General features: G+C 62.1%; 11 protein-coding genes. 8 read left to right on the top strand and 3 right to left on the bottom strand.

Annotated elements, in window-relative coordinates; genetic code table 11:
* Positions 1-126: 126 nt before the first annotated feature.
* The 6 genes from AC3WP7_RS01515 (at position 127) to AC3WP7_RS01490 (ending at position 6,886) form a co-directional block, all read left to right on the top strand.
* Complete coding sequence (locus AC3WP7_RS01515) at positions 127-2,328, top strand: hypothetical protein (RefSeq protein WP_146012680.1); 2,202 nt, start codon at positions 127-129, stop codon at positions 2,326-2,328.
* A gap of 97 nt (positions 2,329-2,425) precedes the next feature.
* Entirely contained in the window at positions 2,426-3,394 is a 969-nt protein-coding gene (locus AC3WP7_RS01510) for a LysR family transcriptional regulator (RefSeq protein WP_058422937.1), read from the top strand.
* 197 nt (positions 3,395-3,591) lie between these two features.
* On the top strand, positions 3,592-4,566 hold the full coding sequence (locus AC3WP7_RS01505) for a 2-hydroxyacid dehydrogenase (RefSeq protein ID WP_092240809.1): 975 nt from the start codon (positions 3,592-3,594) through the stop codon (positions 4,564-4,566).
* An 86-nt stretch (positions 4,567-4,652) separates the two neighbouring features.
* Complete coding sequence (locus AC3WP7_RS01500) at positions 4,653-5,555, top strand: chemotaxis protein CheV (protein ID WP_071491200.1); 903 nt, start codon at positions 4,653-4,655, stop codon at positions 5,553-5,555.
* On the top strand, positions 5,552-6,034 hold the full coding sequence (locus AC3WP7_RS01495) for a GNAT family N-acetyltransferase (protein WP_093529131.1): 483 nt from the start codon (positions 5,552-5,554) through the stop codon (positions 6,032-6,034). The genes AC3WP7_RS01500 and AC3WP7_RS01495 overlap by 4 nt, the downstream gene beginning before the upstream one ends.
* A 108-nt stretch (positions 6,035-6,142) precedes the next feature.
* Positions 6,143-6,886 carry a YkgJ family cysteine cluster protein gene (locus AC3WP7_RS01490; RefSeq protein WP_092240805.1) on the top strand — a complete coding sequence of 248 codons (744 nt, stop codon included), beginning with the start codon at positions 6,143-6,145 and terminating at the stop codon, positions 6,884-6,886.
* Here AC3WP7_RS01490 and AC3WP7_RS01485 read toward each other — a convergent pair.
* The 3 genes from AC3WP7_RS01485 to AC3WP7_RS01475 all read right to left on the bottom strand — a co-directional run bounded on the left by AC3WP7_RS01485 (position 6,864) and on the right by AC3WP7_RS01475 (position 9,724).
* Entirely contained in the window at positions 6,864-8,447 is a 1,584-nt protein-coding gene (locus AC3WP7_RS01485) for a methyl-accepting chemotaxis protein (protein WP_092240803.1), read from the bottom strand. The two genes, AC3WP7_RS01490 and AC3WP7_RS01485, sit on opposite strands and share 23 nt — an antisense overlap.
* 107 nt (positions 8,448-8,554) lie before the next feature.
* On the bottom strand, positions 8,555-9,325 hold the full coding sequence (locus tag AC3WP7_RS01480) for a transporter substrate-binding domain-containing protein (protein WP_092240801.1): 771 nt from the start codon (positions 9,323-9,325) through the stop codon (positions 8,555-8,557).
* Positions 9,326-9,490: 165 nt separating this feature from the next.
* Positions 9,491-9,724 carry a hypothetical protein gene (locus AC3WP7_RS01475; RefSeq protein WP_092240798.1) on the bottom strand — a complete coding sequence of 78 codons (234 nt, stop codon included), beginning with the start codon at positions 9,722-9,724 and terminating at the stop codon, positions 9,491-9,493.
* Positions 9,725-9,938: 214 nt separating this feature from the next.
* Here AC3WP7_RS01475 and AC3WP7_RS01470 point away from each other — a divergent pair, with 214 nt between their 5' ends.
* Complete coding sequence (locus tag AC3WP7_RS01470) at positions 9,939-11,105, top strand: efflux RND transporter periplasmic adaptor subunit (protein WP_102591601.1); 1,167 nt, start codon at positions 9,939-9,941, stop codon at positions 11,103-11,105.
* A complete protein-coding gene (locus AC3WP7_RS01465; RefSeq protein WP_093512442.1) occupies positions 11,102-14,191 on the top strand; it encodes a multidrug efflux RND transporter permease subunit in 3,090 nt (1,029 codons plus the stop codon). The genes AC3WP7_RS01470 and AC3WP7_RS01465 overlap by 4 nt, the downstream gene beginning before the upstream one ends.
* Positions 14,192-14,193 lie beyond the last annotated feature (2 nt).

The raw sequence follows: 14,193 nt of genomic DNA, 5'->3' as shown, positions 1-14,193 counted from the left end.
AGACGATAATCCGAGCTGGCTCCAAGGATGTAGGGCTATTTATCCCGGCACAGGGACATTCTCCCTACAGCGCGGTGCGCTGCCAGCAAGCACACTAACGAGCATTCCACCCTCTGGAGTGCCCGAATGTTTTCAGTCCTCAACGCACGCCCTTTCGAAGCAGCCATATCCGCCCCTGCACAACAGACCGCTGACGTTCTGCGCAGGCAGCTACACCTCTCGCCAGCACCACTGCAACCCGGCATGCGCCCCCTGGAGCGTGATGTGTGCTGGATTGCGGACAGCGTCCTGGAAAAGCTGATCCCGCTTGCAGACGATCATCGCGATCGAGCGTCAATAGAGGCGCTTCACCACAAGCTGTCCAGCCGAGAGCCGAGCCTTGAGGTGTCGGTAGAGGCATTACCGGACTTTTACGCGTTTTTCAAAAAGGCCGAACACCTGCTTCGCCGGCACCGCACCTCCAGGGACCCGGACATCGAGGCCGACTATGCACTGTGTCGAGCCCTCAAATGGCAGTTCCGGGCAGCCGTCAGTGCTGGCAAACATCTGCGCCTGACGCAAAAGTTATTACCGGCACTCGCCTATGTCCGCAATGGCGGCGAACGCAGCAACCACCGTCATATCGGCTACAACGTTGCATTGGAACCAACGCAACAGACGCGTGCCGGGCCGCAGCTGGCAGCCGACTCCCGCCTGGAGGTCTGCGCCGACCAGCGCATCAGAAGCACGCGCGCCATCAGCCTGCAGGCACAGTTGAAGTCATCGATCGAGAAGCTGTTCCAGACCCACAGCCAACTCGGTATCGGCTATGTTTCGGCTCGCGAATACGAAAACCTGGAACAGTACGCCGATGCGCGCAGCCATTCCGTTCGCACCTCGCTAAGCGAGAGTATCCGTCGCACTGTGAAGAACCTGCCCAGCTTGTTGCGTGATAGCTACAACCTGCAGAAACACCTGGCCTACTCAGCGCTGAGCCAACCCTATGTCAGGGCGGCATTGGCCGACGCAGGCCTGACCGATGTTGAGCTGCCCAGCGTGAGAAACACGTCCCAACCGGTGATCACCGAACGCGGCTTCGCGTTGACGGCCCATAACAAGTCGACGGTGAATGTCTTCAGTGCTCTGCAGGTGAAAACCACGATAAAGCCAACCCTGCAACGCACTCACCGCCACATCACCCTGGATATCCTGAGCCTGTATGAAACGGCGCCGGAGTTGGCGCATCGTCGCCTGGCCTCGCACAAGCACTACAACGACGACCCCCTGGCACTGTTGGCCGACATGAAAAACCACATAGACGCCACCAGCAAACAATTCACCCGGCAGGTCTGCACACCCGTGCCAGCGTCCGAGCTGAACGCCACCCGCCACGCCAGCAACAAACAGGCCCAATCATTGCTGGAGCGCTATGTACTGCTCAAGGCACAGTCGCGCATCGATAGGCCGCTGGAGAATGAAATGTACACGCTGATCCAGCGTCACCCTGCTCAGCTGCGCCCCGATGCGCTGAAAGTCTACAAGCTGACCGCCATCGCCCAGATACAGAGTTTCTCTGCCGGGGTAGCGGCCTCGTCACAGGGCGGGGCGGGCAAAGGCGTGACCATTGAAGTCAGCCAACGCAAGCTCGATGACCCGCACCTGAGCGGTGATTACCTGACAATCGATATTGCCCCTTTAGAATCCCGGCAAGTCGTCAAGGAAATGCTGGACCAAGCACTTGATACCATTGGCGAGCAGACATTCGGCTGGGGACACCTGGTCCGCTCGATCAGCGAATCGCTGCCTGATCCCGCCAGACCGTGGTCCACCCAAGTGCTGGTAAAGATAAAGCACGGCCAACCGGTGATGCTCTATACCCGTCATACGGAGGACAAAGACCGCAATCTGGTACTGCCGCAACAGGTTGAACAGTTCAGCGTCATCGAGGCGCAGTCGTTGCGCACCCGGCAAACCTTGCACAAAGACCGGTTAGGCAGCGACTCACTGGATCATCTGCTGCCAATCGCCCTCCGCTACCTGGAAAACCCCGATGAGAAGCCGGGCTGGGACGATTACGTAGAGCGGCACGCCGATGACTTTCATGCATTGCTCGACACCCTGGGCCGGCAGGCCCACGGTACGTCGCTGACCGCGGAGATTGACGCACTCAAACGCATCAGTCCGGTACTCGCCCGGGCCGCCGAAACCCTGATACAGCGCGCCCACGCCGCCCTCGACGTACCTACCGGTGAAAACCGCGCCCGCGCACAGGCGGCATTCAATCACTTGCTACAGGAATACATGCCGCACTATAGGGCGAAAGTCAGTGAGGCCTGGACGTTGTCCTGACTCTTCGCCACCCACGTCGGGAGGGGACAGCGCCCAGCGGATACACACCTGCGCGCAACTTCATGTCACAATTTGGCATCTCCCTTGAGAACACTCCATGGACACTTTGCAAAACATGCGCGCCTTCAGTTGCGTGGCCGAAGCCGGCAGCTTCACCGCCGCCGCGGTGCAACTGGATACCACCACTGCCAATGTGTCGCGCGCGGTCTCCAACCTTGAGGCCCATCTGCAAACCCGCTTGTTGAACCGCACCACTCGGCGCATTGCACTGACCGAGGCGGGTAAACGTTACCTGTTGCGCTGCGAACAGATCCTGGCCTATGTCGAAGAAGCCGAAGCCGAGGCCAGTGACGCCCATGCGCGCCCCGCCGGGCAATTGAAAGTGCACACCATGACCGGCATCGGCCAGCATTTCGTCATCGACGCCATCGCTCGCTATCGCCGCACCCATCCGGACGTGACCTTCGACCTGACCCTGGCCAACCGTGTGCCGGACCTGCTCGACGAAGGCTATGATGTGTCCATCGTGCTGGCCAGCGAACTGCCGGACTCGGGCTTCGTGTCCCAGCGCCTGGGCATCACCTACAGCATCGCCTGTGCCTCGCCGGATTACGTCAAGGCCAAGGGCTGCGCCCATCGCCCCAATGACCTGCTCAACCATGCCTGCCTGCGCCTGGTCAGCCCGGTGATCCAGCTCGACAAGTGGACCTTCAACGGCCCCGAAGGCCAGGAAAGCGTGGCGATCAATACCTCGCCGTTCCTGGTGAATTCGGCCGACGCGATGAAAACCGCGATCACCAGCGGCATGGGCATTGGCCTGTTGCCGGTGTACGCGGCCATCGAGGGCCTGCGCAACGGCACCCTGGTGCGGGTCATGCCCAACTACCGTTCCCAGGAATTGAACCTGTACGCCATCTATCCCTCGCGCCAATACCTGGATGCGAAAATCAAGACCTGGGTGGAATACCTGCGCGGCTCGCTGCCGGAGATTCTGGCGGCGCACCAGGCGGAACTGGTGGCGTATGAATTGAGTGGCAGCCTCAGCGGTGCGCGCCTGGCGAACTGATCTCTCCCAGGTGATACAGATCAGATGTGGGAGGGAGCTTGCTCCCGATAGCGGTGCGCCAGTCACCAGATGTGTTGACCGGTCCACTGCCATCGGGGGCAAGCCCCTGCCCACTTTAGGTCTGCCGTACCCTGACAACAGTGGCAAGGAATGTTAGCGTGCTTGGCATTCTCCCGTAGTCGATGAGCCCGCCTGCAATGAAAAAGACTGTCCTCGCCTTCAGCCGCGTCACCCCGGCAATGATCGAACGCCTGCAACAGGATTTCGAGGTGATCGCGCCCAACCCCAAGCTGGGTGACATCAACGCTCAATTCAATGAAGCCCTGCCCCACGCCCACGGCCTGATCGGTGTGGGCCGCAAGCTGGGGCGCGAGCAGTTGCAAGGCGCAAGCAAGCTGGAAGTGGTGTCCAGCGTGTCGGTGGGTTACGACAACTACGATGTGGCGTACTTCAACGAGCGCGGAATCATGCTCACCAACACCCCGGATGTGCTCACCGAAAGCACCGCCGACCTGGCCTTCGCCCTGCTGATGAGCAGCGCTCGCCGGGTGGCCGAGCTGGACGCCTGGACCAAGGCCGGCCAGTGGAAAGCCAGTGTCGGCGCGCCGTTGTTCGGTTGTGATGTGCACGGCAAGACCCTGGGCATCGTCGGCATGGGCAATATCGGCGCGGCCGTGGCCCGGCGTGGCCGCCTGGGTTTCAACATGCCGATCCTCTACAGCGGCAACAGCCGCAAGCCGGCGCTGGAGCAGGAGTTGGGCGCACAGTTGCGCAGCCTGGACGCGCTGCTGGCCGAGGCGGATTTCGTGTGCCTGGTGGTGCCGTTGAGCGACAAGACCCGGCACCTGATCAGCACCCGCGAGTTGGGGCTGATGAAGTCCAGCGCGATCCTGATCAATATTTCCCGCGGCCCGGTGGTAGACGAACCGGCGCTGATCGAAGCCCTGCAAAGCCAGCGTATCCGTGGTGCCGGCCTGGATGTGTATGAGCAAGAGCCACTGGCCGAATCGCCGCTGTTCCAACTGAGCAATGCCGTGACCCTGCCGCACATCGGCTCGGCCACCCATGAAACCCGCGAAGCCATGGCCAACCGTGCCCTGGACAACCTGCGCAGCGCCCTGCTGGGCCAGCGTCCGCAGGACCTGGTGAATCCTCAGGTGTGGAAGGAATGATTTTAGCGGCCCATGCCCCTAAAGCATGGGCCGCTCAAGTCGATAACCTTCCATAGATCGTCATCCCTGATCCACAGAAGGTTTTTATGCCCACCACCAAAGCCCGCGCAGACTCACTCTCGCTTCTGCTCTTTACCTTGCGCAGCGGCAAGCTGATGGCTATCAACCTGCTGAAAGTCAGCGAAATCATCCCATGCCCGCCGCTGACCAAGCTGCCGGAGTCCCACCCGCATGTGAAAGGCATCGCCACCCTGCGCGGCAACTCGCTGGCGGTGATCGACCTGAGCCGCGCCCTCGGCGAAATGCCCCTGGCAGACCCGGACGGTGGCTGCCTGATCGTCACCGACGTGAGCCGCTCCAAACAGGGGTTGCATGTGCAGGCGGTGAGCAAGATCGTGCATTGCCTGACCACCGACATCCGTCCGCCGCCCTACGGCTCCGGCGGTAACCGTGCGTTTATCACCGGGGTGACCCAGGTAGAAGGCGGCCTGGTGCAGGTGCTGGATATCGAAAAAGTCATCCATGGCATCGCACCGGCGCCAATCGAAGCGGCGCCCACCGACTTGACCATGGAAGAGGCCGAAGTACTGGGCAATGCGCGCATCCTGGTGGTGGACGACAGCCAGGTCGCGCTGCAGCAATCGGTACACACTCTGCGCAACCTCGGCCTCACTTGCCACACCGCACGCAGCGCCAAGGAAGCCATCGATGTGCTGCTGGAGCTGCAAGGCACAGCCGAGCAGATCAATGTGGTGGTGTCGGACATCGAGATGTCGGAAATGGACGGCTACGCCCTCACCCGCACCCTGCGCGAAACCCCGGACTTCCAGCACCTCTATATCTTGCTGCACACCTCCCTGGACAGCGCGATGAACAGCGAAAAAGCCCGGCTGGCCGGCGCCGATGCGGTGCTCACCAAGTTCTCTTCGCCCGAGTTGACCAAGTGCCTGGTAGTGGCCGCTCAAACCGTGGCGCAAAAAGGCCTGTGAGCGAATACTTCCAACTGCTGCGCCGCGACCTCACCGGCAGCCTGCCTGCCCCGCTGTGGCCCGCGGATACACAGTTGGATCATTATCGTGACGAGCTTGCACCAGCGATTCATGCGGTATTGCGCATGACCCAGGACCAGGGCGGCGGCCGCGTTCCCCACCTGGAAACCTGGCAGCACCAATTCACCACCGACGCCGAGTTCGACCCCACGCTGTGCCTGGTGGCGAGCAACCACGAAGGCATTCTCGCCGTCGCGCAATGCTGGACCAGCGCGTTCATCAAGAACCTCTCCGTTCACCCTTGCGCCCAGGGCCAGGGGCTGGGCCGCGCCTTGTTGCTGCACAGCTTCCAGGTGTTCAAGCAGCGCGGCGAGCCCTATGTGGACCTCAAGGTATTGGAAAGCAACCTGCGCGCTCGGCAGTTGTATGAGAGCGCAGGCATGAGATTTGTCCTACGCGATGTAATGACAGAGGACTGACAGGCACTGGCGTGCAACTTGCTTCCACAGAGACAATACGGTGAACAGAGGTAGAAACCCGTCACCGTTCTTGCGTGCCCTCTGACCTAGCCTGGTGACAGATCCGCCATGAACACTCGATTTTCCTGCGTAGGTTGCGGCAAATGCTGCTCCGATCATCACGTGCCCCTGACCCTCGAAGAAGCCCGCCAGTGGGCGGCAGACGGCGGCAGCGTCATCGTCCTGGTGGAAGGTTTCCTCGGTAATGGCCTGGGCCTGCCCCTGCAACAACGCGAACATGCCGAACGCCGTTCGGTGGTCGTGCCCAGCGGTAACACCGAGGCGTTTGTGGCAATCACCTTTGCCGCCTACAACGCCGGCCCCTGCCGGAATCTTGACGAGGACAACCGCTGCCGTATCTATGAGCGTCGCCCGCTGGTGTGCCGCATCTACCCGATGGAGATCAATCCGCATATCCCGTTGAACCCCGCCGCCAAGGATTGCCCACCGGAGTCATGGGAACAGGGGCCGGAATTGATCGTGGGCGGCCAGCTGATGGACCCTGAACTGGCGCAGTTGATCCAGCGCTCACGTCAGGCCGACCGTGATGATGTGCAGACCAAGGAAGCGGTGTGCGCCTTGCTCGGCATTCGCACTACAGCGCTCAAGGGCGATGGGTTTACCGCTTACCTGCCGGACATGGGCGCGTTTGCCCAAGCGATCGAGTTGGCGGTGGGTCAGCCGTCCGTGGCCAATGAATGGGTGTTCCATGTGTCGGGAATGGACATCGCCGAGCAAGTGCTGGATGCCGGGGCGCAGATTGCCACCGAAGTGCCGGCCAACTATGCGTTTATCTCGTTGCGCGCGGCCTAGACCAGAACTCCCGCGCCAACTGCCGTAGATCCTCCGCCAGTGCGGCCACATCGCTTGAACTGAGCCGGCTCTGCTGCCCAGCACTGACGGTGGCCTCCCCGGCATCACGGATGCCGACGATGTTGCGATTGATGTCCTCGCTCACCGTGCTCTGCTCCTCCACGGCGGTCGCAATCTGCTGGCTCATGGCGGTGATTTGTGTGACGCGCTGGCTGATGCCATCCAGTGCGGCGGCTGCCCGCTGCGCCTGTTTGACGCTGGCGTCGACATGCTCGCCACTGTGCGCCATGGCCTGCACCGCGTCACGTGCGCCGCCTTGCAGGGTGCTGATCATGCGCTGGATTTCATCGGTCGATTGCTGGGTGCGCTGGGCCAGGCCGCGCACTTCATCGGCCACCACCGCAAACCCGCGCCCCTGCTCACCGGCCCGCGCCGCTTCGATAGCCGCGTTCAGGGCCAGCAGGTTGGTCTGCTCGGCAATCGTGCGGATCACTTCCAGCACGCTGCTGATTTCACCGCTGTGGTTTTCCAACTGGTGGATAACCTCCGTGGCCCGCGCCAGCTCCTGGGACAAGCGCAACACCGCATCATGACTTTCATCCACACGCAGGTGACCTTCACGGGTTTCGCTGCCGGCCTGATCGGCCGCCTTGGACGCCTGCTGGGCATGGTTGGCCATTTCGGCCACGCTGGCGGCCATCTGGTGAATGGCTGCCGCCACCTGGTCGGTCCGGGTCTGCTGGCCAAGGCTGCTGGCGTGACTGTTGTCGAGGTGCTGCACCAACCGTGCAGCGTGGCCGGAGAGGCGCTGGGAGGCATCGTCGATACGCCCTACCACTGCGCCGACCTGGGCTTCGAGCATGTGCAGGGCGAACTCGATCTGCCCGCACTCGTCGCGGCGCTCGGTGTAGATCGCCTGGCTCAGCGGGTTGTCGGCCACCCGGCGCGCGCGCTTTTGCAGTTCAGCCAAGGGCCGCAACATCAGCCGCACGCCAGCCGCCCCCACCGCACAGCCCGACACCAACGCCAGTAACTGCCAGACCGGCGCGGAGTCCGTCAGGCCCAAGCCCAAGGCCCAGGTCACCGCGCAAGTGGCGATGACCCATGCCGACAATTTCACACCCATGCCGACGACCGGCCAGGACAGCCGCTTGCCCGCTCGCAAACGCGCATACATCCGCTCCGCCACCGCGATCCTGCGCGCATCCGGCTTGATACGCACCGATTGATACTCCACGGTCGCGCCCTCTCGGGTCACCGGCGTGGCATACGCGCTGACCCAATAGTGGTCACCGTTTTTGCAGCGGTTTTTCACCATGCCCATCCACGACCGGCCGCTCTTGAGGGTTTGCCACATATGGGCGAATGCCTCGGCCGGCATGTCCGGATGCCGCAGGATGTTGTGCGGCGCCCCCAGCAGCTCGTCACAGCTGTAGCCGCTGATATCGATGAAGTCCTGGTTGGCGTAGGTAATCGCGCTGGTCAGGTCGGTGGTCGAAAGGATGTTGGCGTCGGGGGCAAAGTCCACATTCCGACCGGTGACCGGCAGATTGATCTTCATGGAGAAGCGCGCTCGTGATTGTTGGGGGAGTCGGCAGGGCGTCGACTCTAAGCGCACCGAGGGGGCAAATACTGATCCAGCTCATGTTCCGCGCAATTAATTAGCCATCACGGCCGGTCCAGATGATAAGGCGCGACGATCCGCTGGTATTCGCCATTGTGCTTGAGCTGTTCAAGCGCACGATTCAGCTCGACACGCAGCGCCGTGTCGGTATTGCGCAGCGCAATCGCAACACCATTGCCTAACAGCTCAGCACAAACGGCGGGCCCCAGAAAGTCGAAATCCTGGCCGACAGCCGTGTCGAGCAGGGCCTCGCGAATTTCCACAGTGCCCTGCAGGGTCGCATCGATATCGCCTGCCACCAGGCTGCGGACCAGCTCGTCGTTGAGCCAGAAACTCTTGATAATCACGCCTTCGCGCGCCCATTGCGAACGAACAAAGGCTTCGCGATTACTGCCCAGCAATACGCCCACTCGCTTGCCCTTGAGCGACCTTGGTGTCGGCATCAGGCCCGAGCTTCGACGGGCGACAAGACGCGTGGTAAAGGGGTAGAGGTTGTCGGTAAAACTGACCCAACGCCGGCGCAGGGGTGTAGGGGCAATGCCCATGATTGCATCGAATTGCCGCGCTTCAAGACGTCCGAAGTTTTCGACCAGCACCTGGTCGACCCAGGTACAGCGAACATTCAACTGCTGGCAAAGGGCGTTGCCCAACTCGATATTCAAGCCGACCAACTGCCCTTGCGGGTTGCGGCTCTGGAAGGGGGGAAATTGCGCGGCAACGGCGAAGCGGATTTCGCGTCGAGGTTGATCAAGGCCTGCAACGGCATCCACCGCAAGCAACAGGACAAACGCTACACAAAGGTGTATCAGGGCCACAGGAAACGTCCTTTTCCGGAAAGAGCGCCCTCCGCTGCTCCCTGTGGAAAAACCAGGGGTGCAGCGGAAGCTGTGCAAGCTTTCAAGAAATGGTCGCGGGCTTACAAGAAGAAATAGCGACTGGAGCTGTAGGCAACATCCCGCAAATATTACAGTGGATTAATCTTAACGTTTACCCATGGAACGGCGGGTGCCCGGTGGCGCCATGCCCGGGGTCTTGGTGTGGCCATTCCTGGCACCGTTCTTGTACCAGGGCTGGGCGGCATTCTTGGCCCCGGCCAGCTCACCCGGCTTGAAGGGGAATTTGAACGCCGGGATCTCGGCTTTTTCAACGCCTTCGGCGCTGGCCGGATCGACGAGGTCGGCCGCTTCAACAGGGGGTTGTGTCGGGGAAGTCATGGAAGCTCCGGAGCGTGCAAGAAATGACGCGGGGCCGGCTTGCGGGCCACGCTGGCGCGCAGTATACCTGCCCGCCTCGGATCTTTAACCACCACCTGTACGAATGGTCTGCCTTTACTGACAGCGCCGTCAGTTAGCAGTCACCTTGCTGACCGGGTTGGCAGGCTATAAAGGCCTCACACACTTCCAATCCTTTGCCCTGGCGCCTCACCCCATGCACATTCAACGCAAAACCGCCCTGATCGTGGGTGTCCTCGTGGTGTTGGCCGTTGCGGCCTGGGCCTTGACCCGTCCAGCCAAAGCCAGACTGGCGGCGCCCACGGCGATTCCGGTGCGGGTGGTGAGCGTGGTGCAGCAGGATGTTCCGCGCTTTGTCAGCGGGATCGGTTCGGTGCTGTCACTGCACAGCGTGGTGATTCGCCCGCAGGTGGACGGCATCCTCACAAAATTGCTGGTCAAGGAAGGCCAACGGGTCAAGGCCGGCGACCTGCTGGCGACCATCGATGACCGCTCGATCCGCGCCAATCTCGACCAGGCCAAGGCGCAACTGGGCGAAAGCCAGGCGCAGTTGCAGGTGGCGCTGGTCAACCTCAAGCGCTACAAGGCATTGAGCGTCGATGACGGCGTGTCCAAGCAGACCTATGACCAGCAACAAGCGTTGGTCAACCAGCTCAAGGCCACCGCCCAGGGCAACCAGGCCGCCATCGATTCGGCCCAGGTGCAACTTTCCTACACCCAGATTCGCTCACCGGTCAGCGGCCGCGTGGGTATTCGCACCGTGGATGAAGGCAACTTCCTGCGCACAGCCGATACCCAGGGCCTGTTTTCCGTGACCCAGATCGACCCGATTGCCGTCGAGTTCTCCCTGCCGCAACAGATGCTGCCCACCCTGCAAGGCCTGATCGCGGCGCCCACCCCGGCCAGCGTCGACGCCTACCTGGGCGCCGATACCGACGGCCAGACCGGCGATTTGCTCGGCGAAGGCCATTTGAGCCTGATCGACAACCAGATCAGCTCCACCACCGGCACCCTGCGCGCCAAGGCCGAGTTCAACAACGCTTCACAGCGCCTGTGGCCGGGGCAACTGGTGACTATCAAGATCCAGACCGCCCTCGACAAAAACGCCTTGGTCGTTCCACCGACCGTGGTACAGCGCGGCCTGGATTCGCACTTCGTGTACCGGGTCAACGGCGACAAGGTCGAGGTGGTGCCGGTGCAGGTGACGTACCAGGACAGCGACCTCAACATCATCAAGGGCGTGCAGGCCGGGGATGTGCTGGTCAGTGACGGCCAGTCGCGGCTCAAGGCCGGTGCGCAGGTGGAGGTACTCAAGGACCCACCGCAGGTCATCCAGACCGTCGATGCCAAGGTGCAACCATGAGCCGTTCGCCGTCAGCCTGGTGTGTCGACCACCCGGTCGCCACCCTGCTGCTGACCTTCGCCCTGGTGCTGCTCGGGCTGATTGCCTTCCCGCGCCTGGCCATTGCCCCACTGCCTGAAGCGGAGTTTCCGACCATCCAAGTGACCGCCACCCTGCCCGGCGCCAGCCCGGACACCATGGCCTCGTCCGTGGCCACGCCATTGGAGGTGCAATTCAGCGCCATCCCCGGCATGACCCAGATGACCTCCAGCAGTGCCTTGGGCTCCAGCCTGCTGACCCTGCAATTCACCCTGGACAAGAGCATCGACACCGCCGCCCAGGAAGTGCAGGCGGCGATCAACACCGCGTCCGGCAAGCTGCCCAGCGATATGCCGAGCCTGCCGACCTGGAAAAAGGTCAACCCAGCGGACAGCCCGGTACTGATCCTCAGCGTCAGTTCCAACAGCATGCCCAGCACCGAGCTGAGCGACTACGTGGAAACCCTGTTGGCCCGGCAGATCAGCCAGATCGACGGCGTTGGCCAGATCAACATCACCGGCCAGCAACGCCCGGCGATCCGCGTGCAGGCGTCGCCGGACAAACTCGCCGCCATCGGCTTGACCCTCGCCGATATCCGCCTGGCTATCCAGCAATCGAGCCTCAACCTGGCCAAGGGCGCGATCTACGGCGAGAACAGCGTGTCGACCCTGTCGACCAACGACCAGTTGTTCCACCCGGAGGACTACGCGCAGTTGATCGTGTCCTACAAGGACGGCGCACCGGTTCAACTGCGTGATATCGCCAAAGTCATCAATGGCTCGGAAAACGCCTACGTGCAGGCCTGGTCCGGCGACACGCCCGGGGTCAACCTGGTGATCTCACGCCAACCCGGCGCGAACATTGTCGAGACCGTCGACCGTATTCAAGCCGAGTTGCCGCGCCTGCAAGCCATGTTGCCAGCGTCGGTGCAGGTCAGCGTGTTGACCGACCGCACCAAGACCATCCGCGCCTCCTTGCACGAAGTGGAAGTCACCTTGCTGATCGCCATCCTGCTGGTGGTGGCGGTGATGGCGCTGTTCCTGCGCCAGTTGTCGGCGACGCTGATTGTGTCCAGTGTGCTGGGCGTGTCGCTGGTCGCCAGTTTTGCGCTGATGTACCTGATGGGCTTCAGCCTGAACAACCTCACACTGGTGGCAATCGTGATTGCCGTGGGCTTTGTAGTGGACGATGCGATCGTGGTGGTGGAGAACATTCATCGTCATCTGGAGGCGGGCCTCGACAAGCGCGAAGCGGCGATCAAGGGCGCCGGTGAAATCGGCTTTACCGTGGTGTCCATCAGCTTCTCGCTGGTGGCGGCATTCATTCCGCTGCTGTTCATGGGCGGTGTGGTCGGACGGCTGTTCAAGGAATTCGCGCTGACAGCCACCTCGACCATCCTGATTTCGGTGGTGGTATCACTGACCCTGGCGCCGACCCTCGCCGCGCTGTTCATGCGCGCGCCCACCCATCACGTCCACGACAAACCAGGTTTCAGCGAGCGCCTGTTGGCCGGCTATGCGCGCAACCTGCGCCGCGCCCTGGCCCATCAACGCACCATGGCAGCGATCTTTGTGATAACCCTGGCCCTGGCCGTGGTCGGCTATGTGTTTATCCCCAAGGGTTTCTTCCCGGTGCAGGACACCGGCTTTGTACTCGGCACCAGCGAAGCGGCGGCCGACGTGTCGTACCCGGACATGGTCGCCAAGCACAAGGCCCTGGCCGAGATCGTCAAGGCCGACCCGGCGGTGCAAGCGTTCTCGCATTCAGTGGGGGTGACCGGCAGCAACCAGACCATTGCCAACGGGCGTTTCTGGATCGCCTTGAAGGATCGCGGTGATCGCGATGTGTCCGCCAGCCAGTTCATTGATCGCATCCGCCCGAAACTGGCCAAGGTGCCGGGCATTGTGCTGTACCTGCGTGCCGGTCAGGACATCAACTTGAGTTCCGGCCCCAGCCGCGCCCAGTACCAATACGTGCTCAAGAGCAATGACGGCGCGACGCTGAATACCTGGACCCAGCGCCTCACCGAAAAACTGCGCGCCAACCCGGCCTTTCGCGACCTGTCCAACGACCTGCAACTGGGCGGCAGCATCACCCACATCAGCATCGACCGTCAGGCCGCCGCACGCTTTGGCCTGACCGCCACCGATGTGGACCAGGCGCTGTACGACGCCTTCGGCCAACGCCAGATCAACGAGTTCCAGACCGAAATCAACCAGTACCAGGTGGTGCTGGAACTGGACACGCAACAACGCGGCAAGGCCGAAAGCCTGAACTATTTCTACCTGCGCTCGCCGCTGACCAACGAGATGGTGCCGCTGTCGGCGCTGGCCAAAGTCGATCCACCGACGGTGGGGCCGCTTTCCATCAGCCATGACGGCATGTTCCCGGCCGCCAACCTGTCGTTCAACCTGGCGCCGGGCGTGGCGTTGGGCGACGCGGTGCTCATGCTCGATCAAGCCAAGAATGAAATCGGCATGCCAACTACCATCATCGGCAACTTCCAGGGCGCGGCCCAGGCGTTCCAGAGCTCCCTGGCCAGCCAACCGTGGCTGATCCTGGCGGCGCTGGTGGCGGTCTACATCATCCTCGGCGTGTTGTACGAGAGTTTCGTGCACCCGCTGACGATCATCTCGACCTTGCCATCCGCCGGGTTGGGCGCACTGATCATGCTGTCGCTGATGGGCCAGGATTTTTCGATCATGGCCTTGATCGGCCTGGTGCTATTGATCGGTATCGTGAAGAAGAACGGCATCCTGATGATCGACTTCGCCCTTGACGCCCAGCGCGTGCGCGGGCTTGCGCCTGAAGAAGCGATCTACGAAGCCTGCGTCACGCGGTTCCGGCCAATCATCATGACCACCCTCGCCGCCCTGCTTGGCGCGGTGCCGCTGATGCTCGGCGCCGGCCCCGGTGCGGAAATGCGCCAGCCGCTGGGGATCGCGGTGGTCGGCGGCTTGCTGGTGAGCCAGGCGCTGACGTTGTTCACCACGCCGGTCATATACTTGTACCTCGAGAAGTTTTTCCACCGGCCCATACCAACCCCTGCGTTGGCGACCACAGATTGAGG

This window comes from Pseudomonas sp. FW305-3-2-15-C-LB1, assembly GCF_058787615.1.
Note: the sequence above shows the minus strand (reverse complement) of the source record. Positions and strands in the feature narration are given on the sequence as shown.

What these genes read in the sequence shown, in the direction of transcription:
- AC3WP7_RS01515 (WP_146012680.1), top strand. Translation starts at nt 127, where the DNA reads ATGTTTTCAGTCCTCAACGCACGCCCTTTCGAAGCAGCCATATCCGCC.
- AC3WP7_RS01510 (WP_058422937.1), top strand. Translation starts at nt 2,426, where the DNA reads ATGGACACTTTGCAAAACATGCGCGCCTTCAGTTGCGTGGCCGAAGCC.
- AC3WP7_RS01505 (WP_092240809.1), top strand. Translation starts at nt 3,592, where the DNA reads ATGAAAAAGACTGTCCTCGCCTTCAGCCGCGTCACCCCGGCAATGATC.
- AC3WP7_RS01500 (WP_071491200.1), top strand. Translation starts at nt 4,653, where the DNA reads ATGCCCACCACCAAAGCCCGCGCAGACTCACTCTCGCTTCTGCTCTTT.
- AC3WP7_RS01490 (WP_092240805.1), top strand. Translation starts at nt 6,143, where the DNA reads ATGAACACTCGATTTTCCTGCGTAGGTTGCGGCAAATGCTGCTCCGAT.
- AC3WP7_RS01485 (WP_092240803.1), bottom strand. Translation starts at nt 8,447, where the DNA reads ATGAAGATCAATCTGCCGGTCACCGGTCGGAATGTGGACTTTGCCCCC.
- AC3WP7_RS01475 (WP_092240798.1), bottom strand. Translation starts at nt 9,724, where the DNA reads ATGACTTCCCCGACACAACCCCCTGTTGAAGCGGCCGACCTCGTCGAT.
- AC3WP7_RS01470 (WP_102591601.1), top strand. Translation starts at nt 9,939, where the DNA reads ATGCACATTCAACGCAAAACCGCCCTGATCGTGGGTGTCCTCGTGGTG.
- AC3WP7_RS01465 (WP_093512442.1), top strand. Translation starts at nt 11,102, where the DNA reads ATGAGCCGTTCGCCGTCAGCCTGGTGTGTCGACCACCCGGTCGCCACC.